Here is a 21021-nt window from a genome sequence, read left to right on the forward strand (position 1 = left end):
ATGGCGCGGGATGTCAGGGCTTGCGCTGGGCCAGCAGGCGCTGCATCCGCGCTTCCAGGCGGCGCTGCAGTTCGGCTTCGATCTGCGGGGCGAAGTCGTCGATCACATCCTGCAGGATCAGTTGAGCGGCCGCGCGCAGCTCCAGGTCCAGGCGATTCAGCTCGCTAGCCTGGGCAACGGCGTTCGGCTCGACCGGTTGGATGGCAGGCGCCGCCGGGCCCTGGGGCGCGGGCGTGACGACGTCGGAGAGCAACGGGATGTTGTCCGGCTCGAAGGATTCGGTGAGCAGGGGCGGCTCGGCCGCCGATTCGTCCAGCAGATCCTGGATCTTCTTCAGGTCTTCCAGCAGGTGGTCGGGGTCGTGCGGGGGCTTGCGGTTGTCCATGGTCTTGGCGGTGACGCTCTCAAGGGCGCGGCAGGCGATGGTCCTGCAAAGGATAGCCCTGCTCGCGGTAGCGACGGAAATTCTCCCGCGCGGCCTGACGAATCGCCGGTTCCTCGATCACCAGCTCGGCGACTCGGTTGAAGCGGTCGACGAACGCAGGAATGGCCAGGGTCAGGTTGATCAGCAGGTCCCGGTGGCTCTCCGGCGGCTCGCCCAGGGCCAGCACAATGGGCGAGTCGGCGTCTTCTTCCACCGCGTTGTGTGGGATGAAGGTTTCCCCACGGAAGTTCCACAGCCGGGCATCCAGCGCGTCGCGCTGGGCCTCATCGCTGCACAGCACGAAGATGCGCATGCCTTGCCGCCAGGCCTTTTCGGCCAGGCGACAGGCGATGGTCAGGCGTGCGTCGGGATCGGCGCTGGGAATGACGTAGAAATCCACACGCGTCATGCGTTCGATCCCATCGGCAGATTGCACTGTGCCATTACTTGGCGCGGTCCAGCAGGTACTGGGTCAGCAGTGGAACCGGGCGGCCCGTGGCGCCCTTGTCCTTGCCGCCGCTGATCCAGGCGGTGCCGGCGATGTCCAGGTGCGCCCAGTGGAACTTCTTCGCGAAGCGCGACAGGAAGCAGCCGGCGGTGATGGTGCCGGCCTTCGGCCCGCCGATGTTGGCGATATCGGCGAAGGGACTGTCCAGCTGCTCCTGGTACTCGTCGAACAGCGGCAGTTGCCAGGCGCGGTCGTCGGCGACTTCACCGGCCTTGAGCAGTTGCTTGATCAGCGCGTCGTTGTTGCCCATCAGGCCCGAGGTGTTGGAGCCCAGGGCGACGATGCAGGCGCCGGTCAGGGTGGCGATGTCCACCACGGACTGCGGCTTGAAGCGCTCGACGTAGGTCAGCGCGTCGCACAGCACCAAGCGGCCTTCGGCGTCGGTGTTGAGGATCTCGACGGTCTGGCCGCTCATGGTGGTGACGATGTCGCCCGGACGGGTGGCGCCGCCGCTGGGCATGTTCTCGGCACAGGCCATCACGCCGACCAGGTTGATCGGCAGCTGCAACTCCAGCACGGCGCGGAAGGTGCCGAACACGGAGGCGGCGCCGCACATGTCGAACTTCATCTCGTCCATGCCCAGGCCGGGCTTGAGGCTGATACCGCCGGTGTCGAAGGTGATGCCCTTGCCGACCAGGACGTGCGGGGCTTCGTCCTTCTTCTTCGCGCCGTTGTACTGCAGCACGATCAGGCGCGGCGGCTGGTCGCTGCCCTGGGCGACGGCGAGGAACGAGCCCATGCCCAGCTCGCGGAGTTTCTTCTCGTCGAGGACCTCGACTTTGAGACCCTTGTATTCCTTGCCCAGCGCCTTGGCCTGTTCGCCGAGGAAGGTCGGGTGGCAGAGGTTCGGCGGCAGGTTGCCCAGGTCGCGGGTCAGCGCCATGCCGTTGGCGATGGCCTGGGCTTCCTTGGCGCCCTGTTCGACAGCGGCGGCGTCGGCCTTGTCGGCGAGCAGGGTGATCTTCTTCAGCTTCGGCGCTTCGGCCTTCTGGCTCTTGAAGCGGTCGAAGACGTAGGTGCCGTCGGCCAGGGTTTCCACCTGCAGGCGAGCCTTGCCGTGGGCATTGCGGCCTTTTACGGCCAGGTCGCCCAGGGCCAGCACGGCGTCGGCGCCGCCCAGGTTCTTCAGGTTACCGAGGACGGCGGAAACCAGTTTGCGGTAGGCGCGGTCGGAGAGTTCGCGCTCTTTGCCGGCGCCGACCAGCAGCACGCGCTCGGCCTTAAGGTTGGGTAAATCTTGCAACAGTAGAGTCTGGCCCACCTTGCCTGCCAGGTCGCCGCGCTTGAGCAGGTTGGCGATGGCACCGCCGGTGGCTTCGTCGACGGCCTTGGCGCTGGCGCCGAGCTTGCGGCCTTCGCCCACGGCGATGACCAGGGTAGCGGTCTTCAGGGTTTCCGGACGTACGCTTTTTACAAGGAATTCCATGGCTGAGTGTCCCCGGGACAAAGAGCAGAAGGGTCTGCGAATGAAGATGGACTGCGCAGTGACAGGCCTGGCGAATCGCAGGATAATGCCGGCTATTTGCGCTGGGTCGCGTCCGCGCGCACCCGGCAATGCTTCACGGCGGCTAGTTTGAGCGTAGCCGCCCGAGCGTGACAACCCTGGAGTGTCCGGTTTGATTGTCTTCCGTTACCTGTCCCGTGAAGTGCTGATCACCATGAGCGCGGTGAGCGCCGTGCTGCTGGTCATCATCATGAGCGGCCGTTTCATCAAGTACCTGGCGCAGGCGGCCCAAGGCCTGCTCGATCCGGGTTCGCTGTTCATGATCATGGGCGTGCGCCTGCCGGGCTTCCTGCAGCTGATCCTGCCGCTGGGCCTGTTCCTCGGCATCCTGCTGGCCTATGGCCGCCTGTACCTGGACAGCGAGATGACCGTGCTCACCGCCACCGGCATGAGCCAGCAGCGCCTGCTCGCCATCACCCTGGCACCGGCACTGTTCATCGCCCTGCTGGTGGCATGGCTGAGCCTGTGGCTGGCGCCGCAGGGCATCACCCAGATGCAGCTGCTGCTGAACAAGCAGGATGCGATGACCGAATTCGACACCCTGGCGCCGGGGCGCTTCCAGTCGATGCGCGATGGCACGCGGGTGACCTATACCGAAACCCTGGCCAACGAACGCACCGAGCTGGGCGGGGTCTTCATCTCGGACAAGAACCGCCCGCGCAACGGCAAGGATGGCGGCACTTCGGTGCTGGTCGGCGCCACTGGCGTGCAGGAAATCCATGCCGACGGCAGCCGCTACCTGATCCTCAAGGACGGCTACCGCTACGACGGCACGCCTGGCCAGGCTGATTACCGCGAGATCAAGTACGACACCTATGCTGCCTTGTTGCCCAAGCCGGAAGTGAGCAGCGAGATCGACGACCGCGACGCCATTCCCACCTCCGAGCTGCTGGGCAGCGACGACCCGCGCATGAAGTCCGAGCTGCAATGGCGCCTGTCCATCCCGCTGCTGGTGTTCGTGGTGACTGTGCTGGCGGTGCCGCTGTCGCGCGTGAACCCGCGCCAGGGGCGCTTCCTCAAGCTGCTGCCGGCGGTGCTGCTGTACATGGCCTACCTGGCGCTGCTGATCGCCGGGCGCGGCATGCTCGACAAGGGCAAGATCCCCATGGCCCTCGGCCTGTGGTGGATCCACGGGATATTCCTGGCCATCGGCCTGCTGTTGTTGTACTGGGAGCCGCTGCGTCTGAAGCTGGCCGCCAAGCGGGCGAAGTCGGGCGGGGAGCTGAAGCATGCGTAAGCTGGATCGTTACATCGGCACGACCGTCTTCGTTTCCATTCTCGCGGTACTCGGAGTGATCCTCGGCCTGGCCGAGCTGTTCGCCTTCGTTGACCAACTGGGGCAGATCGACGAAAGCTACACCCTGACCGAAGCCCTCAAATTCGTCCTGCTGACCGCGCCGAGCCGTGGCTACGACATGCTGCCCATGGCGGCGCTGATCGGCTGCCTGGTGGGGCTGGGTACCCTGGCCAGCAACAGCGAGCTGACCATCATGCGCGCCGCCGGCGTGTCGCTGCAGCGCATCGTCTGGGCGGTGATGAAGCCGATGCTGGTGCTGATGTTCGCCGGCATCCTGGTCGGCGAGTACGTGATTCCCTATACCGAAACCGCCGCCCAGAGCGGGCGCGCCCTGGCGCAGAGCGGCAACGGCTCGCAGAGCTCCAAGTCTGGCTTGTGGCACCGCCAGGGGCATGAATTCATCCACATCAACGTGGTGCGTCCGGACGGCGTGCTGCTGGGGGTGACGCGTTACGACTTCGACGAGAACCGTCGCCTGCAGACCGCGAGTTTCGCGCGCCAGGCGGTCTTCAAGGACAATCGCTGGATCCTTCGTGGGGTGAGCACGACCGTCTTGCATGGGGATGAGAAGCGCAGCGAGGTCATCACCAAGAAAGGTGAGATTTGGAATATCCAGCTCAGCCCGCAACTGCTCAATACCGTGGTGATGGAGCCTGAGGCGCTGTCGATCACTGGCCTGTGGAGCTACATCCATTACCTGCAAGAGCAGGGCTTGAACTCCAATCGCTACTGGCTGGCGTTCTGGACCAAGATCCTGCAGCCGCTGGTGACGGCCGCCCTGGTATTGATGGCGATCTCCTTCATCTTCGGTCCGCTGCGTAGCGTGACCCTCGGCCAGCGGGTGTTCACCGGCGTGCTGGTGGGCTTCACCTTCCGTATTGCCCAGGACCTGCTTGGCCCGTCCAGCCAGGTGTTCAACTTCCCGCCGCTGCTGGCGGTGCTGGTGCCGGCGGCCATCTGCGCTTTCCTTGGCACGTTGCTGCTGAAAAGGGCGGGTTGATCCATCGCAAATGAAAAAGCCGGCAATCGCCGGCTTTTTTGTCTGCCGGGGTCAGCCCCGGCCTTGCGTTGCCTTGCGCACCGCCTTGGGAATCTGGATCACCACGCTTTCCGAGTAGCGGTCCTGCCAGGTGCGCTTGTCCTTGTCCCAGAGCATCCAGAGGAAGCCCAGGCCGACGCAACCCCAGGAAACGATGGCAATGACGAAGCGCAGCAGCGCCTGCATCAGGCTGATGCGCGTCCCGTCCGCGTTCTGCACGCGCACGCCCCAGACCTGCATGCCCAGGGTCTGGCCGCTATGGGTCCAGAATTTCGCGAAGAAGGCGAACACGCTGATGAACAGCAGGCTGGACAGCAGCGGATCGCCGGTCAGCGCGCCCTGGTCGGCCAGCATGCGGAGTTTCTCGCTGCCATAGATCAGGCGCAGGAAGCCTTGCTGGTAGATGAGCGTCACCACCATCAGCAAGGCCACGCAGAGCAGGAAGTCGTAGAACATCGCGGCAAAGCGACGGACGAGCGTGGCGGGCGGGAAGTCTCCCGCGGGCTGGAGCTGCTGCTTGGGCATGAGCGTCTTCTATGGAGGCTGGGATCGATGGGGCCGGGATTATACGGATTCCTGCGCACGGCGCCCTGCGGCGGAGGCTGTTCTAAGCTCAAACCACGTCCGCTGCCCACGGGGAGTGGCAATGCGCCGCAGGTCGCGACGCCGTCGAGCAAGGATCAAGGATGCCGCTACGCAGTTATACCCGGCGCAGGCTGCTGCCCCGCCTGGTCTTTTCACTTTCCATGGCACTGCTGCCGCTGCTGCTGGGCAGCGCCATTATCTATTGGCAGGCCTTGCGCAGCCTGACCGTCGAGGCCAGTACCGCTGCGAACGAAGCCGTGCGCCTGTTCGATGTGATGCTCGGCAATGCCACCGGCGCGGCCCGCGTGGCGCTGCTGCACGCCGATGAGTCCTGCGACGAGGCGACCCTGGTGCTCAGGGAGCAGGTCGCCGTGGTGCCGTTCGTCCGCTCGGTCAACCTGGCCCGCGACGACGACATCTACTGTACGTCGCTGTTCGGCGAGTTCGATGAGCTGCTGGACCCTTCTCTCTATGCGCAGGGGCAGTTGCGGATGATGGCCGGGAACCGGGTGACGCCGGACTCTGCCCTGCTGATCCTGCGTCGGCAGCAGGGAATCTACGCGGCGCTTGCCACTGTTGACGGACGCTACCTGAGCAACACCCTGCAATTGGTCGATCAGCGCAGTGACCTGCAGCTGCAGGTCGGACGGCAGTGGATGGACGAGGAGGGCGCGGTGCGCGACGGCGAGCCGTTGCCGTTGCCGCTGGGGCACGTCGCGCGGCGCTCTGAGCTGTTTCCGTATGCGGTGATCGGTGGCTTCCCTGCCGGGGCGCAATGGCGGCACATCCGCGAAGACTCGCTGCCGCTGGTGGCACTGATGCTCATGTTGGGCGGCGTCTCAGGCCTTGCCTGTTTCTGGCTCTGGGGCCGCTCCGCGACCCCGAGTCTGGAGCTGGAGAGAGCCCTGCTGGCGGGGGAGTTCGTCCCTTACCTGCAGCCGCTGGTGGACGCACGGGACGGCCGCTGGATCGGCGCCGAGGTGCTGATGCGCTGGATTCACCCGCGCGAAGGGATGGTCGGGCCGGATCTGTTCATTCCCATGGCCGAACGTTCCGGGCTCATTGTGCCGATGACCCGCGACCTGATGCACCAGGTCGCCGATGGCCTGGCGCCACACGGCGAGTTGCTGGGCGATGGCTTCCACCTGGGCTTCAACATCAGCGCCCGGCACCTCACCGAGCCGGGGCTGTTCGAGGATTGCCAGGAGTTCCAGGCGCGGTTCCTGCCGCATCGTCCCGAGTTGACCCTGGAACTGACCGAGCGTGAGCTGATCGTCTCCAGTGGGGCCATCGACGAGTTGTTCGACAATCTCCATGCTCAGGGCGTCTACCTGGCGATCGACGACTTCGGCACTGGTAACTCCAGCCTGGCGTACCTGCACCGTTTCAAGGTCGACGCGCTGAAGATCGACCGCAGTTTCGTCGCGATGATCGGAGTGGACGCGCTGTCCTCGCACATCCTCGACAGCATCGTCGAACTGTGCGGCAAGCTGAATCTGCGGATCGTTGCCGAAGGCGTGGAGACCGAGGAACAGTGGCGCTACCTGGCGCAATGCGAGGTGGACGTGCTGCAGGGCTATCTGTTCGGCAAGCCGATGGCGCTGGCCGCCTTCATCGAAGCGCTGAAGGCCAGAAACGAAAAAGCCCGCTGAATGAGCGGGCTTTCAAGTGTTCCCTCCACTGAGGAGAGGGAGGATGGTGCCCGGGAGGGACTAGAACCAATCGCTACAGGCTGCATGGCTGCTGGATTTCATTGGTTTGATGTTCTGTCGATACCCCCAAATGTACCCCCAAAACGAAAAGTACCCCCCATCGTTGAAGGTGGTTTGATCGTTTTTTGATCGCCTTTGCTGGCGCCGATTTCAGCCGACGAGCGGTGCCGTATGGCTCGACCAGGCGCGCAGCGCGACCGGGTACTTTCCGTGCGTACCGAGTTGCGTATCTGCTCCAGGTGCCTGCGGCGCCAGAACGAAACTCGGACCTGTAGTTTTCCGTAGTCGCCCGGACGACTCTTCCAGGCTGGCGCTTATTTGCAGCCGGCCAGCATCAGCCCCGCGAGCTTGGCCTGCAGGTCGGCGCTGCCTTCTGGGCTGACGAAGACGCGGCGCTCTCCGCCCTCGCCTGTAAGTTCGGCTCGATAGCTGATGTCGAAGGCGCCCCCGCTGCTGTTGAGGAAGAACAATCGCCCGCTCCCTGTAGTGCTCCAGAGACTGTCCTGATGAAATGCGGACGATTCGATCTTAAAGCGGCCCTGGCAGCTAGGAACCGAATCGAGCATGGCCAGCACCTTCTGCCCATGCTGCTCCATCAGGCCGGTGGCCTTTCGCTCGAAGTCGCCGTTCAGGTTGAACTGTGCAGCCGCGTAGTAGACGCCGCCGATAATCACCAGCAGCCCAACAAGCCCAAGTACCTTGCTCATGCGTTCCTCCTTGATCGAGCCGAAATGGCTGGGCGCCAGTCTGCCATACGGGGATACGTTGATCAGCTCATGCCTGGCTTCCCCCAAGGGTACGCACAATCTGCGTACCCTTTTCGTCATCGTCGAGCAGCTCGTGCCCGGCCAATGCCGCGCGCCCGCACGACCACCATGTTAATCGGTCAGCAGTTCGCGCGTTGCCGGTTGCGAACCTTCGCGAACATCCTGTTTCCTTGGAAACCAGTCTGGAAACCGTGGCGCGGAAACCTGGCTCCAATGGGTGATCGTCTGATCGCGCAGGCCATCTCTATTCGAATCTACTCTGGAAATGGATGCCCCGCAGTCAGCGCCCGAGCCTGCGCTCGATCCTGTCGAGCATGGTGCGGACGTCACCCAAGGCGCGGCGATCCACTGCCTTCAACTGCTCGATCTTCCGGTTGAACGTCCGCCAGTGCATACCCTTGGGCTTGGGGATGCACTGGGCCGGCACTGACAGAAAGCCTTCATCGCAGCCCAGGGCATCGCGCAGCTTGAATGACCGTTCGGACGCCAGGTCGCGCTTGTTGGTCTGCTGGCAGCGATAGTTCAGGCGCAGGCAGTGGCGGCAGGCAAACATGCCGTAGGAATAGAGCTTGGCCACCCGGCGCCAGCAGCAAGGGCACAGGAACAAGGGGCGACTCCCGCCAAAGTGGCAGGGTGTCCAGGTGATCGCCACGGGGTAATCCTTCGCCTCGGTTTTGCCCTGCATCGTTACGTTGTAGCGCAGGCGCACACGCTCCAGGCTCTCGACCTCCAGGCCGATGCTGGCGCGGACCTCGCCGTCGCGTGACCACTGCCAATTGCCGCGCCAGCCGGCCACCAGTACGCCGTCCCGCTGTAACGAACGGACGTCCAGGGCGCGGTAGTCCTCGACGGCGTTCTTCTCTCGTGCTCTGCTCATTGCACCAACCTAAATGCATAGGGAAACGCATGAAAATAGTAGCCGTTGCCCTGCTGGCACTGCTCCCCATGCTGGCGCAGGCCGAACAGGTGTTTATCCAGCCGTCGGCGCCGGTGCAGGCTGGGCAGATGGTTGATGCCGACACGGTGCGAGCGGTTCTTTACCCGGGGCGCTCGTGCTCGCTTCCGTTGCCCGATGCATCGCGGATGCATCACGCCATGGTCAGTACCAGCGGATTGCGTGAGGCTCGTTGCTGGGCCTCACCGCTCGGCGACTCCATCACTACGATCAGCGCCAGCGGGAACCAGTCTTCTCTCCCTAGGAGTGAGCTGGTGCCGGCACGCACAGCCTCCGGCCTGCGGTTCGAGGTACTGGGCGCGCCAGGGCAATCGCCGTTGGACACGCCCAGCCTCTGACTACGGCGTCGGCCCTCCGCTGGTGCTGCTTCCTGCCTGGACGCCGGTGTGCTTGTGGGTCTGCAGGCTGATCGTTCCGGCCTTCACGTCGCCGGTCGTGGTCACCTTGCCGTTCACGACCACGTCGGCATTGATCGTCAGGCCGGCAGGCGCAGTGATCGCCACCGCGCCACCAGGCGCCACGGAAATGAAGGTTGCCCCGTCGTCACTCCGCAGTTGCGCTGCACTGGTGCTGACCGCGCCGATCACTCGCGGCTGCGACCGGAAGCCCAGCAGCGCGAAACCGTCGGACCTGTCGTGCATTCGGTACTCTGCTGGCGCTTGTACACCGCCCGATTGCCACCAGGCGTCAATGCAGCGCGAAGCGAACACCACCAGGCACTCGTCGCCAGGCTTCACAGGAAAGGTCAGCGTGCATCCGCCGCCGGCTGGGAACTGCACCGGGCAGTCCAGCAGCAGCGGCATATCCACCAGGGTCTGCGTACCGCTCTTGTCGCGCACCCGCGACTGGATGGCTGGCTGAACCGTGCAGGTCATCGCTACCGCGTCGAAGCTCTCGATGAGGCCGGGGAGGGCTGTCCATGTTCTGCTGCGTGAAGTATCGGCGGACACCTTCAGGGCAACCCGCAGATCCCCGTGTCGTTCCAGTTGATTCATGTGGGCATCCTCAACCGAAGGGTTTGATCGGGGTAACGGGGTCGGCTGCGGTGCTGCTGGGCAGCAGTTCGCGGGGCACGCTGGCATCGACTGCCAGGCACACTGTGTCGGTGTACCAATCGTTACCCCGGGTATCGCCGGAGTGGTTGGCGATCATCACGTAGTACAGGCCGTCGTCGTTGAGCTTGTTCTGCATGGCGATCATGGCGTTGTCGGCGCCAGCCTTGATCGAAGGGTTGAACCGGTACTGCTGGATGCTGCTGTTGTTCAGCTGGATCAGTCGCCCGATCTTCACGCTTGGGTTCAGCAGCATCTTCACGTTGATCCCGCCATTGGTCTGCTCCGGCAGGCCCACCATGCCGGTGGCGGCATTGATCGGCAGCGCTTCGCCGGGCAGGTAGTTGCCCAGGGGGATGATGTACAGCTTGCCGTCCTGGATGCTCCATTTCGCGGATGCAGCGGCGGTAATGTCGTCCAGGTAGTCGCGCACCATGCCGTGCATCACCTTGCCGCGAGACAATGCCTGCTGAGGGAGCGGCGGCGCATAGCCGAGGGTTACGCCGTGATCCTTCATGGCCTTCAGGCAGACGCCAAGTTGGTCATCGAGGGTGGCGCCAGCGGCCAGCGAGGTACTCACCACGGCGAAGTTGTAGGCGCTATCGCCGTCCACCGCCGTGATATCCAGGTAGGTATCGGTCTGGCTTTCGCGGCCACGGCGAACCTGTATCACCGTGCCGTCGAAGATCACCCCGAAGTTGCCTTCGTAGCCTGCCTCCAGCCGAACCCGGGTGAACTCCGTTTGAACCAGTTGAGCGGTCTTGTCGCTCACGTTGTAGACGCGAATGTCAGCGGTGTTGGGGGTGCTGATGTCGCCCCGGCGAATAGCAAAGCGAATCCGCAGCTCCGACAAGTCCAGGGCCTCGGTGTTATCACCGATGGTCAGCTTGATGCTGCGCAGATACTGAGGGGTGCTCATAGGTGTTTCCTCTGATTGGGTAGGGATGCAGCAGAGATGGGAAGCGATCGGGGGCGACCGGGCGCTGGCGGATACCCCAATCACGGCTTCACCTCGGCATCCGGCCAGCGATAGCGGGCGGCCTCCAGGGCCTCGGCATGGGTCATGGGCTCGCCCACCATGGTGCAGATGGGTTTGCCGCCCAAGGTGATCGTCCAGGCGTTGCGGCGCGGCTCTGCACTGATCGGCGCGTCATTGGTTGCGGGAGCGGTGTGGACTTCCTCCAGGCGTTCAGCAATGGGCGCTGGCGCCGGGTCTGGTGACAGGCCCATCAGGCCGGCGAGGCTCATCAGGTTTCCCATGGCGTTCTCCCTTTGCATTTTGCGTAGGGAACATAGGGAACATAGGGACAAGCCAGTAACGACGCGGCCTGTAGCTGTTCCCTACCGTGTTTTGCCGTAGGGAACAGAGGGAACAGCGAGGGGGCGGACATGGCGGCCTGTTCCCTCTGTTCCCTACCACAAAAAAGCGTAGGGAACAGCCGGAGGCCTTGCGGCACTAGGGCTGTCCCTATGTTCCCTACGTTCCCTGCGGAAAAATGAAGGTGCATTACTGATCCGGCCCCAGGCGCGCCGGGTTGATCCAGTACAGGCCGGGGTTGCTGCCGTCAGGAAGGCGCTTGCGATGCTGCTGCTTGCCTGGCTCCTTCTTGGCGAGCGCCCCCACCTTGTCCAGCGCCAGTGTTGCGCGGGCCAGGTCGAAGCCCTTGGCCGCTTCCTCCAGGCCGGAGCGGGTGAACAGGTACAGATGCCCATCGTTGCCGGCCTCCCAATAGCCCGCACGGTCGCGCACAACCTCCGCGCCGGCCTCCACGGACTGGAAGCGACTGCCACCGTGACGGTCGATGAAGTCAGCAACAGCGCGCAGAATCTGCCGGTCCTCGCTCGGGCCTTCGCCGCGACCGGCTCGCCACACGTTGAACAGCTCCAGCATGGCGGCGCGGACGGTGCCGGCTTGCAGCGGCAGGATGCCGAACTGAATCGCCAGCTCCCCGGCCATGGCCACCAGGGCGAAGCGTTCGGCGGCGCGGCTCTCCTGGCCGCTGGCGCTGGGGTACTGCTCGCAGAACTTGGCCAGCAGGTTCGGCAAATCCTCTAGGTCGCCAAACTCCAGCAGCTTGCGGATGAAGGCGGGGCCGGCGTGGCCGTAGTGCGTCACGCTGGCGCGCTGGATAGCGTCGGAGAACTCCCTTCCGCCCGGATGGCCGTGCAGGTTGTCCCATGCGCCGTAGGGGCGGCTGGCAGGGATATCCAGCAGGCGGATTTCCTGGCCGGCACGGGAACGCTTGCCGCCCTCTGCCATCAGCGCCGAAAGCCCCAGCTCGCCGGAAGAGAACAACATGACGCGCCAGCGCTTGGCAGCCCGGGCCGTCCCGGTGCGATTGGCCCTGGCCTTCCCAGTGCCGTTGGCGATGGCATACACCACAGAGCCAATCTCCCTGGGGTCGGCCTCACCGATTTCGTCCAGCGCCAGCAGCGTGTCATTACGTTGAGCGGCGATACCCTCCAGCCCGTTGCCGGTGGCCCGCCAGGTGCGTTTGAAGTCCTCGCCATTGCCCCAGGTGGATGCGCCGGCCAGGATAGCGCTGCTCTTGCCGGTGGAACTGTCGCCAACCAGGTGGAAGCCACCGCCCGAGCGCTGCACGTGGTACAGCAGAGGTCCGGCCAGTGCTGCGCACACGCTGAGCATCAGCAGGGGGTTTCCCTCGCACCTGGCGCCGATCTCGGATTGCCAGCCCTCCAAGGTGCCGGCCTCCCGGTAGTCGTCCAGGTTGGCGGCCTCGCTCTGGAAGATGGCAGCGCCGGTGCCGATGTTCTGCCGGGGCATGATAAACAGGGACGCGGTGTGCCATCCCGTGGTGGTGGCAGCGATCACCCGATCTCTCGGGTACTGACTGGCGATGTACTGGCATACCTGCGCCCGGCGCTTGTAGTCGATATCCAGGCCCATGCTGAGCAACACGCCAAGGATGGTGTCCGGCTTGCCGGCCAGCAACTCGTTAGGCATGGCCCAGGACAGTTCTCGGTGGTCGGCGTTGCGGAAGCGCAAGAGGCGCCCATAGTCGCCGTTCTGGCCTTCATTGCGGGTGACTGCATCGACGTGAAGAGGTCCACACAGCCACTCGTCATAGGGGATTTCCACCCCGGTTTTCTCGTCCACCTTGTGCCCGTGATACCAGACGCCAGGACGGAGCTTCTTGTTGTCCAGGGTGATGCCATGGTCATAAACGCAGTAGCAGGGACGCTCCAGCGGCGCGGCCTCAGGTTCGGGAATCAGGGCAAGGTGTTTCTCGGCAGGCGCGGTCATTGCGCAGCCCTCCAGGTGGCCAGGTCGTTGAAGTCGGTGAGGCTCAGCGGCTCATCGCCCCGCCAGGGCGGCAGGATCAGGCCGCACCCCAGCGTGGCGGCGGCCTTGACTGCAGATGTCCGCCCCGGATTGCCCTCGGTCTGGCGGTCGTCGTCGCCGGCAACGATCAGCAAGGCGTCGGGGTGATCGCGCTGGAGCTGGCGCCCGACCTCCAGCAGGTTGCCGGCGTTCATGGCGCAGGCGACGGCGGAACCGGTCTCGGCGTGGATCGTGGCGCCCGTGGCCCAGCCCTCGCAGATGTACAGGCGACCACCAGGCTCCAGGGTGCCGATGGGTGAATAGGCGCCCTTCACCCGGCCACCAGACAGAAAGCGCTTTTCCCCGTCTGCGGCGATGCGCTGCAGGTTGCACAGGTAGCCGTCGGCGTAGAGCGGCACCAGCAGCACGTCGCCTTGCTGGCGCAGGCGGTGGGCGGCGACCTGCTTGCGCGCCAGATACGGGTGATCGGCAGGCGCTGGCTCGCTGCACTCCCAGGCACGTCCAGCACGCACGGCAGCATCTAGCTGGCGCTGGTGCTGCTCGGCTTCACGCTGGCGCCGGGCCTGCTCGATGCGCTGGCGCAGCAGCTCCGACTCTCGGAAATCAGCAGGGCGGCGACTGCTCCAGGTCTGAGAGCCGCCAGCCTTCCAACTGCCGAAGCAGCCGGAGGCGATGCCGTCCAGGTACAGCACATACCAGCCGTTGAGCGTGCCGGGTTTGTCGCCAGGTACTCGGAAGCGGTGGATGGCTCCGTCTGGCTCGGGCATGAAGTCGAGCGCCCCATAGGCGCCCTGGATGGCATCGCGGAACAGGATCACGGGGTCAGTCATTGGACACCTCCCGGCGCAGCCATCTCGCAACAGTGTCGAGGGAGGGGGCGCTGCCATCGGTCATGGCGAACTCGATTAGTTCGGCGGAGACGCCCATCTTTTTCAGGAGGCGCCGGATCGTGCGGCTGCTCATGCCGGCCTTCGGGCCGTGAGTGGAGCTGGCAACCTCGAGCAGTGCCTTGCCTGGCATCAGAGCATCACTTGGGGTGGCGCTGGCTTTCTTCGGGCAAGCCGATCCCGTCGGCGCGAGGGCGCCGTTTTTTGCGGTCATGGTGGTTACTCCTGGGCTTCGGCGGCGTCGAGTTGCTTTTGCATCTCGTTGGCGCGCTGGTCCGAGTAGTTGGTCAGGTCATGGGCCAGGTAGCTGGCGAGGCTGGCCAGGTCTTTGGCGTGGCGCATCCGGGCCTCAGGAATGGCTCTTCCACTTTCCAGCGTGTCGCAGATCGCCACGGCCAAGGCATTGAGCCAACGCGACTGCTCCGTGCAGTAGCGAGCGTGCTCGATGGCGTCATCGGCGATCTGGGAGAGCTTGGTTGCCTGCTCGGTCATGCTCATTGCGCACCCCCTACCATCTCCAGGCTGCGGGCCTGGGCCATGTGGTGGTTGTAGCGAGCGAGGCGGGTGGTCAGGCTGGAGTTCGCGCGGAGGGCGGCCAAGGCCATGGCCTTGTGTGCAGCGGCGCGTGCGGACGGATTGAGGGCGTGCGAGTGCTTCATGGGTGTAGCTCCATTCGGTCGGTAGGAGCTGCCACGATTCGCCGCGAAACGAATGGAGGTGGCAGCCGTGCGCGGGTTCGCGGACCGGCCCGAATGGACGCCGGCACACCCGAAGGTGTCCCACGCACAGCTGCCACCATAGAGCGACATTGCGGACGCAAAAAAAGCGCCTGCAATGCTATGGGGGCGCTTGTGCGCCATTCGGAGGTTCGGGCCGCGACGCCCGGTCACGGGATTTACCGTGACGGGCGAACCATAGCGCCAGCGGGAACGCTTGGCAATATTGGGGAGTATCGGGAGGGCGATCATGCGGCCACCTTCCCCACCGGATCGGCGCTCAGGTAGTAGGTGGCCACCTTCTGGTGCGCACGGCCTTGGTCATCCTCCAGCCTGCTCAGGTGGGTGACGATGTTGTGGCCCATGGCACGCAGCTCGGCGATGCGGGCTGCAGGGCGCAGGATGTTGAGGTGGCGGATAGCCTGGAAGGTATTCAGGGAGCCATTCTCACGCATGTAGGCAAGTGCCCGCGCACGCTGGGCGTTGCCGCTGGTATCATCGACGCGCATTTCTTTGTGGCTGGCCTTCTGGGTTTGGCCATTTTTTTTGTCCGTCATTTAGGCGGCCTCCCCACGGCTTGCGGCGATGCGAGCGTCACACCAGGCCGTCACCTCGGATTCGATCCAGACAACAGACTTCGGGCCGAGGGTGACTTGTGCGGGGAAGGTGCCGGCAGCCATGCGGCGGTAGATCTCAGTGCAGGACAGGCCGGTCATTTCTTGCACGACCTGGCGCTTGATGAAGCGGCGGATGGGTTGGGTGGGGCTGGTGGTGTTTGCCATTCTTTGCGGCCTCCTGGGCAGCGTTGGGAATGGCTTACACGGTAAAAGCGCGGGGTAGGGTGACAGCTAGGGCTGACATAGTGTCGGTTCTTACTGACACCCCGCCTTGTCAGCCTTCCGGCAAGGCGTCCGGCTTGATGGCTGCTGCTAGTTCAATTGCTTTTCGGGCTGCTTCACCGTTCACTTGGCGGGGCAGGCCCAATGCTTCACCAATATCAATCCCGACCTCCTTCTGCGTCGGTAGGCGCTTGTCCAGGGTGTAGTCGGCCCAGTATTTCAAGGCAGCAGCGAGCATGACTTCCAGTTGCTTGGTGGCGTAAGGGAAGATCAATCCAGGCGCATCGGGCTTCGGAACGGGCACAGCTCGCTGGTTATCGTGAAGCTCCTTCAATTGCCGCGCCATCTCGCGGAAAACTGCGTCATTGCGGTTCTTTTCTTCAGTCTGTTCTGTCAGTTGATGATCAAGTGCGGCAATCATTCGCTCTGCATCTTCGGCCCGCTTCTGCATAGCGGCGAACTCTGCAGGTGTGCGCGAGAGTGCTTGGCGTATGGAATCTAGCCCGGCATTGGCGTCCTTTGCGCGGCGCTCGCGCAGCTCCGACTCTATGACTTGGCGCGCCGCCCGCTCTTGCTCCAGCTCTTGGCGAAGGGTCTCTATTTCAGCTATGTGCTCTGCTGAACCATTAATTTTCGCGCCAAGGGCTTCTATTTCTGCAGGTTTGAAGAGCGGAACTCTTCTGGCATTCGTCGTGAAAGCCTTATCAAAGACGGCGTCGCCGAAATCGCTATCGCTCATATCCCAGGCATCAGACTTGACGTTAACTGAGTACACATACAATTCGCCGAAATCAGATATGCCCCAATTAATCGTGCCGGTGATCGGAGCCATGTCGCTAATGAGTTGGTATTTCAGGTTCCCATCAGAATCGTTTACCTCCACTCCGCGGCAGTCGAGATACATCCGGCAGTGGCCGGCGTTACATAGCTCACACAGTGCGCGGTAATCCAAATCGGTTTGTGTCAGGCGCTTTAGCCAATCAATCGCCTGATCCGCGTCAATTCGGTCAAGCAGCCGGTAAACCTTCTCCATCCTCACGCCTCCCCAGGCGCCCCCACTGGATTGATCGGCCAGCCAGGCAGGTGGGGAACCTTCTTTTCGCCCCGTCGGGCTAGGCTGGCCAAACGCTGATGCCCGGATACTGGGTATCCGAACAGTGATGGCCTGATCTTAGCGGCGCTTTTACGTGGAACAAAGGGGAATCGTCGGGTGGCGCTGGCAATCATTCGTCGGGGTGGTGAAAGCGCCACGGTGTGGCGTTCACCTCACGCCTTGCGCTTGATGCTCACTACGTTGGCGCCGGTGCACAGGGCGTCGATCGAATCGGCCCATGCCTGCATCATTTCCCGGCGCTGCTCCAGGTAGGTGGCGTGGTTGTAGGTGTCGCGCATCTCGTCCGCGTCACCATGGGCGAGCTGGCGCTCGATCCAATCACGGTTGTACCCGCGGCCATTCAGCTCGGTGCTGAGCAGGTGACGGAAGCCGTGGCCGGTCTGCCGTCCTTTATAGCCAGCGTCACCCAGGGCCTTGTTGATGGTGTTTTCGCTCATGGGGCGAGCGCTGTCGTTGCGGCCAGCGAATACCAATTCATGGTGGCCGGAGATTTCGTGGAGCTGGCGCAGGATCGCCACGGCCTGGGTGGGCAGCGGCACCAGGTGCGGGCGGCGGGCCTTCATCCGTTCCTTGGGAATCGTCCAGGTGGCGGCGTCGAGGTCGAACTCGCTCCACGGTGCGGCGCGCAGCTCACCCGGGCGAACACCGGTCAGCACCAGCAGGCGGATGGCGCTGCGGGTCAGGACGTTGATGGTCGCGTCGTCGATTTCACGCAGTAGCTCGGGCAGCTCCGCCATGCTGACGTGTGGGTGGTGGCGAGTGGTTGGCGCATGGGCGGCCACCACGTCGAGGTCAGTCGCCGGGTTTGCATCCACTGCGCCCTTGGCCAGGCCGAAGCGGAAGATCTGGCTGAGCCACTGGCGAACCTTCTTGGCGACGTTGTGGGCGCCGCGGCTCTCGATGCTGCGCACCAGGTCCACCAGCTCGGGGCGGGTGATGGCTTTTGCCGGGCGTTTGCCCAGGGTGGGGATCAGGTCCGACTCCAGGTAAGCGAGGGCTTTCTCAGCAGTGGACTTTGCCCACCTGGGGGTACGGTAGGTGTGCCACTCCCGCGCCAGCGTCTCAAAGGTCAGGGCATCGCTGAGCTGAGCCGCCTTCTCGGCCTGGCGCTCGGCGCTTGGGTCTTTGTCCTGCGCCAGCAGTTCCCGGGCATCGTCACGCGCCTTCCGGGCTTGTTGCAGGCTGACAGCAGGATAGGCGCCCAGCGCCAGCAGCTTCTCTTTCCCGCTCACCCGGTACTTCAGGCGCCACAGTCTGGAGCCGTTGGGGTTCACCAGCAGGTAAAGCCCCTGGGCATCGCTGAGCTTGTAGGGCTTGGCCTTCGGCTTGGCGGTTTTGATGGCGCTGTCAGTCAGGGGCATGGCGGCAATCCTGGGGGTATCGAGCTGGACCAAACTCGGGATACCCCCGGATATACCCCCAAATCTTTGGGCTTACAAGGGAAAGGTAGGGAATCGCAGGCAACAAAAAACCGGCTCAAGGGCCGGTTTCTTTGGGGTTTCGGGTCTTTTAGGGAAGTCCCGAGAATATCGTGTGGTGCCCCGGGAGAGACTCGAACTCTCACTCTGTCGCCAGAAACGGATTTTGAATCCGCCGCGTCTACCATTCCGCCACCGAGGCAATGGGCGCGCAGTATAGGGAGCCGCTCTGCGCCGGTCAATCGGCTCGAATGGTCAGAATTTGGCATTTCCAGTAAGATACGCGCCCCTTCGAGATAGCTCTTCCCATGCGCGTCGCTGACTTTCATTTCGACCTGCCCGAGGCGTTGATCGCCCGCCATCCGCTTCCCGAGCGCCGCTCCAGCCGTCTGCTGGTGCTGGACGGTCCGAGCGGCGAGCTCAGCCATCGGCAATTCGCTGACATTCTCGGCTTCCTCCAGCCGGGTGACCTGATGGTGTTCAACAACACCCGGGTGATTCCTGCCCGCCTGTTCGGCCAGAAAGCTTCCGGCGGCAAGCTGGAGATCCTCGTAGAGCGTGTGCTCGACAGCCACCGTGTGCTGGCCCACGTGCGTTCCAGCAAATCGCCCAAGCCGGGCTCGAAGATCCTTATCGACGGCGGTGGCGAAGCTGAAATGCTGCAGCGCCATGATGCGCTGTTCGAGCTGGGTTTCAGTGAGGACGTGCTGCCGCTGCTGGAGCGCGTCGGTCACATGCCGTTGCCGCCCTATATCGACCGCCCCGACGAGGACGCCGACCGCGAGCGTTACCAGACCGTCTACGCCGAGCGCGCGGGCGCTGTTGCGGCGCCGACTGCCGGCCTGCACTTCGATGAGGCGCTGCTGGAGTCTATCCGCGCCAAAGGTGTGGAAACTGCGTTCGTGACCCTGCACGTCGGCGCCGGTACCTTCCAGCCGGTACGTGTAGAGCGCATCGAAGACCACCATATGCACAACGAATGGCTGGAAGTCAGCCAGGAGGTGGTCGATGCCGTGGCCGCCTGCAAGGCGCGTGGCGGTCGTGTGGTCGCCGTCGGCACCACCAGCGTGCGCTCGCTGGAAAGCGCCGCCCGTGATGGCGTGCTCAAGCCGTTCAGCGGTGACACCGACATCTTCATCTTCCCGGGCCGGCCGTTCCACGTGGTCGACGCCCTGGTGACCAATTTCCACCTACCCGAATCCACCCTGCTGATGCTGGTCTCCGCCTTCGCCGGCTACCCCGAGACCATGGCTGCCTACGCGGCGGCAGTGGAGCAGGGCTATCGCTTCTTCAGCTACGGCGATGCCATGTTCATTACCCGCAACCCGGCACCGCGCGGCCCCGAGGACTGATCCATGAGCTTCATGAAATTCGAACTGCTGGCCACCGAGGGCAAGGCCCGTCGCGGCCGCCTGACCTTCCCGCGCGGCGTGGTGGAAACCCCGGCCTTCATGCCGGTGGGCACCTACGGCACCGTGAAGGGCATGCTCCCGCACGACATCGAGGGCATCGGCGCGCAGATCATCCTCGGCAATACCTTCCACCTGTGGCTGCGCCCGGGCACCGAGGTGATCCAGAAGCACGGCGACCTGCATGACTTCATGCAGTGGAAGGGGCCGATCCTCACCGACTCAGGCGGTTTCCAGGTGTTCAGCCTGGGCGCGCTGCGCAAGATCAAAGAAGAGGGCGTGTACTTCGCCTCGCCGGTAGATGGCGCCAAGGTCTTCATGGGCCCGGAAGAGTCCATGGCCGTGCAGCGTGCGCTTGGCTCGGACATCGTGATGATCTTCGACGAGTGCACCCCGTACCCGGCCGAGTTCGACGTGGCCAAACGCTCCATGGAGCTGTCGCTGCGCTGGGCCAAACGCTCGAAAGCTGCTCACGGCGACAGCCCGTCGGCGCTGTTCGGCATCGTCCAGGGCGGCATGCACGAAGAGCTGCGCATGCGCTCGCTCGAGGGCCTGCAGGAAATCGGCTTCGACGGCCTGGCCATCGGCGGCCTGTCGGTGGGCGAGCCCAAGGAAGAGATGATCCGCGTGCTGGACTTCCTGCCCCGGCACATGCCGGCTGACAAACCTCGTTACCTGATGGGTGTGGGCAAACCCGAGGACCTCGTGGAAGGTGTGCGCCGGGGCGTCGACATGTTCGACTGCGTCATGCCCACCCGCAATGCGCGCAATGGCCACCTTTTCGTTGACACCGGGGTGATCAAGATCCGCAACGCGGTGCACAAGCACGACGAATCTCCGCTGGACCCGACCTGCGATTGCTACACCTGCAAGCACTTCTCCCGCGCCTACCTCTACCACCTGGACAAGTGCGGCGAAATGCTCGGCAGCATGCTCAATACCATCCACAACTTGCGGCATTATCAGCGGCTTATGGCTGGTTTGCGCGAGGCAATCCAACAGGGTACATTGGCGAACTTTGTCGACGCCTTCTACGCCAAGCGCGGCCTACCCGTGCCGCCGCTGGCGGACTGACCTTATTCATCGAAAAAGCTTTGAGACAGGAGTTTCCAATGAGTTTTCTGATCCCCGCTGCCTACGCTGACGCCGCAGCCCCGGCCGCTGCTGCTGGCCCGGCCGGTACCGGCTTCGAGTGGATTTTCCTGGTCGGTTTCCTGGTCATCTTCTATCTGATGATCTGGCGTCCCCAGGCCAAGCGCTCCAAGGAGCACAAGAACCTGCTGTCCGGCCTGCAGAAGGGCGATGAAGTCGTCACTTCCGCCGGTATCGCCGGCAAGGTGACCAAGGTGGCCGATGACTTCGTCGTCGTCGAGGTTTCCGACAACGTCGAGCTGAAGTTCCAGAAGGCCGCGATCGCCGCGACCCTGCCGAAAGGCACCCTGAAGGCGATCTGATCCACCTCTTAGAAACCCAACCGACGGGGCGCAAGAT

25 protein-coding genes and 1 tRNA gene are annotated in these 21021 nt (G+C 63.8%); 7 read left to right on the forward strand and 19 right to left on the reverse strand.

Annotation, left to right across the window (positions count from 1 at the left end; all coding sequences use genetic code 11):
* Nucleotides 1–13: 13 nt before the first annotated feature.
* The 3 genes from A9513_RS09980 to A9513_RS09990 are packed head-to-tail and all read right to left on the reverse strand — an operon-like array spanning nucleotide 14 to nucleotide 2358.
* Nucleotides 14–385 carry a DNA polymerase III subunit chi gene (locus A9513_RS09980; RefSeq protein ID WP_065084643.1) on the reverse strand — a complete coding sequence of 124 codons (372 nt, stop codon included), beginning with the start codon at nucleotides 383–385 and terminating at the stop codon, nucleotides 14–16.
* Nucleotides 386–404: 19 nt separating this feature from the next.
* The gene (locus tag A9513_RS09985; RefSeq protein ID WP_024762886.1) at nucleotides 405–833 is read right to left on the reverse strand and encodes a DNA polymerase III subunit chi; all 429 of its coding nucleotides are present in this window, start codon (nucleotides 831–833) and stop codon (nucleotides 405–407) included.
* A gap of 34 nt (nucleotides 834–867) precedes the next feature.
* On the reverse strand, nucleotides 868–2358 hold the full coding sequence (locus A9513_RS09990) for a leucyl aminopeptidase (RefSeq protein ID WP_024762887.1): 1491 nt from the start codon (nucleotides 2356–2358) through the stop codon (nucleotides 868–870).
* Between the two features lie 190 nt (nucleotides 2359–2548).
* Here A9513_RS09990 and lptF point away from each other — a divergent pair, with 190 nt between their 5' ends.
* Complete coding sequence (gene lptF / locus A9513_RS09995; protein WP_065084644.1) at nucleotides 2549–3673, forward strand: LPS export ABC transporter permease LptF; 1125 nt, start codon at nucleotides 2549–2551, stop codon at nucleotides 3671–3673.
* Nucleotides 3666–4733: an LPS export ABC transporter permease LptG gene (gene lptG, locus A9513_RS10000; RefSeq protein ID WP_065084645.1), complete on the forward strand. Its 1068-nt coding sequence runs from the start codon at nucleotides 3666–3668 to the stop codon at nucleotides 4731–4733. Before lptF ends, lptG begins: the two co-directional genes overlap by 8 nt.
* Nucleotides 4734–4784: 51 nt before the next feature.
* On the opposite strand, the gene A9513_RS10005 is transcribed toward lptG, so the two are convergent.
* On the reverse strand, nucleotides 4785–5297 hold the full coding sequence (locus A9513_RS10005; RefSeq protein WP_024762890.1) for an RDD family protein: 513 nt from the start codon (nucleotides 5295–5297) through the stop codon (nucleotides 4785–4787).
* A 161-nt stretch (nucleotides 5298–5458) separates the two neighbouring features.
* On the opposite strand from A9513_RS10005, the gene A9513_RS10010 reads away from it, so the two are divergent.
* The gene (locus A9513_RS10010; RefSeq protein WP_065084646.1) at nucleotides 5459–7009 is read left to right on the forward strand and encodes a cyclic diguanylate phosphodiesterase; all 1551 of its coding nucleotides are present in this window, start codon (nucleotides 5459–5461) and stop codon (nucleotides 7007–7009) included.
* Between the two features lie 374 nt (nucleotides 7010–7383).
* Here A9513_RS10010 and A9513_RS10015 read toward each other — a convergent pair whose 3' ends face one another.
* A complete protein-coding gene (locus A9513_RS10015) occupies nucleotides 7384–7776 on the reverse strand; it encodes a hypothetical protein (RefSeq protein WP_065084647.1) in 393 nt (130 codons plus the stop codon).
* A 340-nt stretch (nucleotides 7777–8116) separates the two neighbouring features.
* Nucleotides 8117–8713 carry a hypothetical protein gene (locus A9513_RS36005; protein WP_176707229.1) on the reverse strand — a complete coding sequence of 199 codons (597 nt, stop codon included), beginning with the start codon at nucleotides 8711–8713 and terminating at the stop codon, nucleotides 8117–8119.
* A 29-nt stretch (nucleotides 8714–8742) separates the two neighbouring features.
* On the opposite strand from A9513_RS36005, the gene A9513_RS10025 reads away from it, so the two are divergent.
* Entirely contained in the window at nucleotides 8743–9129 is a 387-nt protein-coding gene (locus A9513_RS10025) for a hypothetical protein (RefSeq protein WP_065084648.1), read from the forward strand.
* Here A9513_RS10025 and A9513_RS10030 read toward each other — a convergent pair whose 3' ends face one another.
* The 13 genes from A9513_RS10030 to A9513_RS10085 all read right to left on the reverse strand — a co-directional run bounded on the left by A9513_RS10030 (nucleotide 9130) and on the right by A9513_RS10085 (nucleotide 18323).
* Nucleotides 9130–9786, reverse strand: a complete 657-nt coding sequence (locus A9513_RS10030) for a Gp138 family membrane-puncturing spike protein (RefSeq protein WP_083196083.1) — start codon at nucleotides 9784–9786, stop codon at nucleotides 9130–9132.
* A 10-nt stretch (nucleotides 9787–9796) separates the two neighbouring features.
* A complete protein-coding gene (locus tag A9513_RS10035; protein WP_065084650.1) occupies nucleotides 9797–10762 on the reverse strand; it encodes a hypothetical protein in 966 nt (321 codons plus the stop codon).
* 80 nt (nucleotides 10763–10842) lie between these two features.
* A complete protein-coding gene (locus tag A9513_RS10040; protein ID WP_065084651.1) occupies nucleotides 10843–11103 on the reverse strand; it encodes a hypothetical protein in 261 nt (86 codons plus the stop codon).
* A 247-nt stretch (nucleotides 11104–11350) separates the two neighbouring features.
* Nucleotides 11351–13108 (reverse strand): DUF927 domain-containing protein, encoded by a 1758-nt coding sequence (locus tag A9513_RS10045; RefSeq protein ID WP_065084652.1) that lies wholly within the window; start codon nucleotides 13106–13108, stop codon nucleotides 11351–11353.
* Nucleotides 13105–13977, reverse strand: a complete 873-nt coding sequence (locus A9513_RS10050) for a toprim domain-containing protein (protein WP_065084653.1) — start codon at nucleotides 13975–13977, stop codon at nucleotides 13105–13107. The genes A9513_RS10045 and A9513_RS10050 overlap by 4 nt, the downstream gene beginning before the upstream one ends.
* Complete coding sequence (locus A9513_RS10055) at nucleotides 13970–14248, reverse strand: hypothetical protein (protein ID WP_065084654.1); 279 nt, start codon at nucleotides 14246–14248, stop codon at nucleotides 13970–13972. The genes A9513_RS10050 and A9513_RS10055 overlap by 8 nt, the downstream gene beginning before the upstream one ends.
* A 5-nt stretch (nucleotides 14249–14253) precedes the next feature.
* Nucleotides 14254–14532, reverse strand: a complete 279-nt coding sequence (locus tag A9513_RS10060; RefSeq protein ID WP_255302836.1) for a hypothetical protein — start codon at nucleotides 14530–14532, stop codon at nucleotides 14254–14256.
* Nucleotides 14529–14693 (reverse strand): hypothetical protein, encoded by a 165-nt coding sequence (locus A9513_RS36010; RefSeq protein ID WP_176707230.1) that lies wholly within the window; start codon nucleotides 14691–14693, stop codon nucleotides 14529–14531. Before A9513_RS36010 ends, A9513_RS10060 begins: the two co-directional genes overlap by 4 nt.
* Nucleotides 14694–14998: 305 nt before the next feature.
* Nucleotides 14999–15307 (reverse strand): helix-turn-helix domain-containing protein, encoded by a 309-nt coding sequence (locus A9513_RS10065; protein WP_065084656.1) that lies wholly within the window; start codon nucleotides 15305–15307, stop codon nucleotides 14999–15001.
* Entirely contained in the window at nucleotides 15308–15532 is a 225-nt protein-coding gene (locus tag A9513_RS10070) for an AlpA family transcriptional regulator (RefSeq protein ID WP_065084657.1), read from the reverse strand.
* Nucleotides 15533–15641: 109 nt separating this feature from the next.
* Nucleotides 15642–16622, reverse strand: a complete 981-nt coding sequence (locus A9513_RS10075) for a hypothetical protein (RefSeq protein ID WP_065084658.1) — start codon at nucleotides 16620–16622, stop codon at nucleotides 15642–15644.
* A 233-nt stretch (nucleotides 16623–16855) separates the two neighbouring features.
* A complete protein-coding gene (locus A9513_RS10080; protein WP_065084659.1) occupies nucleotides 16856–18064 on the reverse strand; it encodes an integrase arm-type DNA-binding domain-containing protein in 1209 nt (402 codons plus the stop codon).
* Nucleotides 18065–18237: 173 nt separating this feature from the next.
* Nucleotides 18238–18323 (reverse strand) — tRNA-Leu (locus A9513_RS10085).
* A 106-nt stretch (nucleotides 18324–18429) separates the two neighbouring features.
* Here A9513_RS10085 and queA point away from each other — a divergent pair.
* Genes queA through yajC form a run of 3 tightly spaced genes read left to right on the forward strand, consistent with a single transcriptional unit; the run spans nucleotide 18430 to nucleotide 20984 of the window.
* The gene (gene queA / locus A9513_RS10090; protein WP_065084660.1) at nucleotides 18430–19473 is read left to right on the forward strand and encodes a tRNA preQ1(34) S-adenosylmethionine ribosyltransferase-isomerase QueA; all 1044 of its coding nucleotides are present in this window, start codon (nucleotides 18430–18432) and stop codon (nucleotides 19471–19473) included.
* 12 nt (nucleotides 19474–19485) lie between these two features.
* A complete protein-coding gene (gene tgt / locus A9513_RS10095; RefSeq protein WP_089285745.1) occupies nucleotides 19486–20604 on the forward strand; it encodes a tRNA guanosine(34) transglycosylase Tgt in 1119 nt (372 codons plus the stop codon).
* 38 nt (nucleotides 20605–20642) lie between these two features.
* Nucleotides 20643–20984, forward strand: a complete 342-nt coding sequence (gene yajC / locus A9513_RS10100; RefSeq protein WP_024762947.1) for a preprotein translocase subunit YajC — start codon at nucleotides 20643–20645, stop codon at nucleotides 20982–20984.
* The last annotated feature ends 37 nt before the right edge of the window (nucleotides 20985–21021 follow it).

The organism is Pseudomonas sp. AU12215 (assembly GCF_001675465.2).
GTDB lineage: Bacteria > Pseudomonadota > Gammaproteobacteria > Pseudomonadales > Pseudomonadaceae > Pseudomonas > Pseudomonas nitroreducens.

Excerpts from the sequence above, each read along its gene's own strand:
- A9513_RS09980 (WP_065084643.1), bottom strand. The coding sequence starts at position 385 with ATGGACAACCGCAAGCCCCCGCACGACCCCGACCACCTGCTGGAAGAC.
- A9513_RS09985 (WP_024762886.1), bottom strand. The coding sequence starts at position 833 with ATGACGCGTGTGGATTTCTACGTCATTCCCAGCGCCGATCCCGACGCA.
- A9513_RS09990 (WP_024762887.1), bottom strand. The coding sequence starts at position 2,358 with ATGGAATTCCTTGTAAAAAGCGTACGTCCGGAAACCCTGAAGACCGCT.
- lptG (WP_065084645.1), top strand. The coding sequence starts at position 3,666 with ATGCGTAAGCTGGATCGTTACATCGGCACGACCGTCTTCGTTTCCATT.
- A9513_RS10005 (WP_024762890.1), bottom strand. The coding sequence starts at position 5,297 with ATGCCCAAGCAGCAGCTCCAGCCCGCGGGAGACTTCCCGCCCGCCACG.
- A9513_RS10010 (WP_065084646.1), top strand. The coding sequence starts at position 5,459 with ATGCCGCTACGCAGTTATACCCGGCGCAGGCTGCTGCCCCGCCTGGTC.
- A9513_RS10015 (WP_065084647.1), bottom strand. The coding sequence starts at position 7,776 with ATGAGCAAGGTACTTGGGCTTGTTGGGCTGCTGGTGATTATCGGCGGC.
- A9513_RS36005 (WP_176707229.1), bottom strand. The coding sequence starts at position 8,713 with ATGAGCAGAGCACGAGAGAAGAACGCCGTCGAGGACTACCGCGCCCTG.
- A9513_RS10025 (WP_065084648.1), top strand. The coding sequence starts at position 8,743 with ATGAAAATAGTAGCCGTTGCCCTGCTGGCACTGCTCCCCATGCTGGCG.
- A9513_RS10030 (WP_083196083.1), bottom strand. The coding sequence starts at position 9,786 with ATGAATCAACTGGAACGACACGGGGATCTGCGGGTTGCCCTGAAGGTG.
- A9513_RS10035 (WP_065084650.1), bottom strand. The coding sequence starts at position 10,762 with ATGAGCACCCCTCAGTATCTGCGCAGCATCAAGCTGACCATCGGTGAT.
- A9513_RS10040 (WP_065084651.1), bottom strand. The coding sequence starts at position 11,103 with ATGGGAAACCTGATGAGCCTCGCCGGCCTGATGGGCCTGTCACCAGAC.
- A9513_RS10045 (WP_065084652.1), bottom strand. The coding sequence starts at position 13,108 with ATGACCGCGCCTGCCGAGAAACACCTTGCCCTGATTCCCGAACCTGAG.
- A9513_RS10050 (WP_065084653.1), bottom strand. The coding sequence starts at position 13,977 with ATGACTGACCCCGTGATCCTGTTCCGCGATGCCATCCAGGGCGCCTAT.
- A9513_RS10055 (WP_065084654.1), bottom strand. The coding sequence starts at position 14,248 with ATGACCGCAAAAAACGGCGCCCTCGCGCCGACGGGATCGGCTTGCCCG.
- A9513_RS10060 (WP_255302836.1), bottom strand. The coding sequence starts at position 14,532 with ATGAGCATGACCGAGCAGGCAACCAAGCTCTCCCAGATCGCCGATGAC.
- A9513_RS36010 (WP_176707230.1), bottom strand. The coding sequence starts at position 14,693 with ATGAAGCACTCGCACGCCCTCAATCCGTCCGCACGCGCCGCTGCACAC.
- A9513_RS10065 (WP_065084656.1), bottom strand. The coding sequence starts at position 15,307 with ATGACGGACAAAAAAAATGGCCAAACCCAGAAGGCCAGCCACAAAGAA.
- A9513_RS10070 (WP_065084657.1), bottom strand. The coding sequence starts at position 15,532 with ATGGCAAACACCACCAGCCCCACCCAACCCATCCGCCGCTTCATCAAG.
- A9513_RS10075 (WP_065084658.1), bottom strand. The coding sequence starts at position 16,622 with ATGGAGAAGGTTTACCGGCTGCTTGACCGAATTGACGCGGATCAGGCG.
- A9513_RS10080 (WP_065084659.1), bottom strand. The coding sequence starts at position 18,064 with ATGCCCCTGACTGACAGCGCCATCAAAACCGCCAAGCCGAAGGCCAAG.
- queA (WP_065084660.1), top strand. The coding sequence starts at position 18,430 with ATGCGCGTCGCTGACTTTCATTTCGACCTGCCCGAGGCGTTGATCGCC.
- tgt (WP_089285745.1), top strand. The coding sequence starts at position 19,486 with ATGAAATTCGAACTGCTGGCCACCGAGGGCAAGGCCCGTCGCGGCCGC.
- yajC (WP_024762947.1), top strand. The coding sequence starts at position 20,643 with ATGAGTTTTCTGATCCCCGCTGCCTACGCTGACGCCGCAGCCCCGGCC.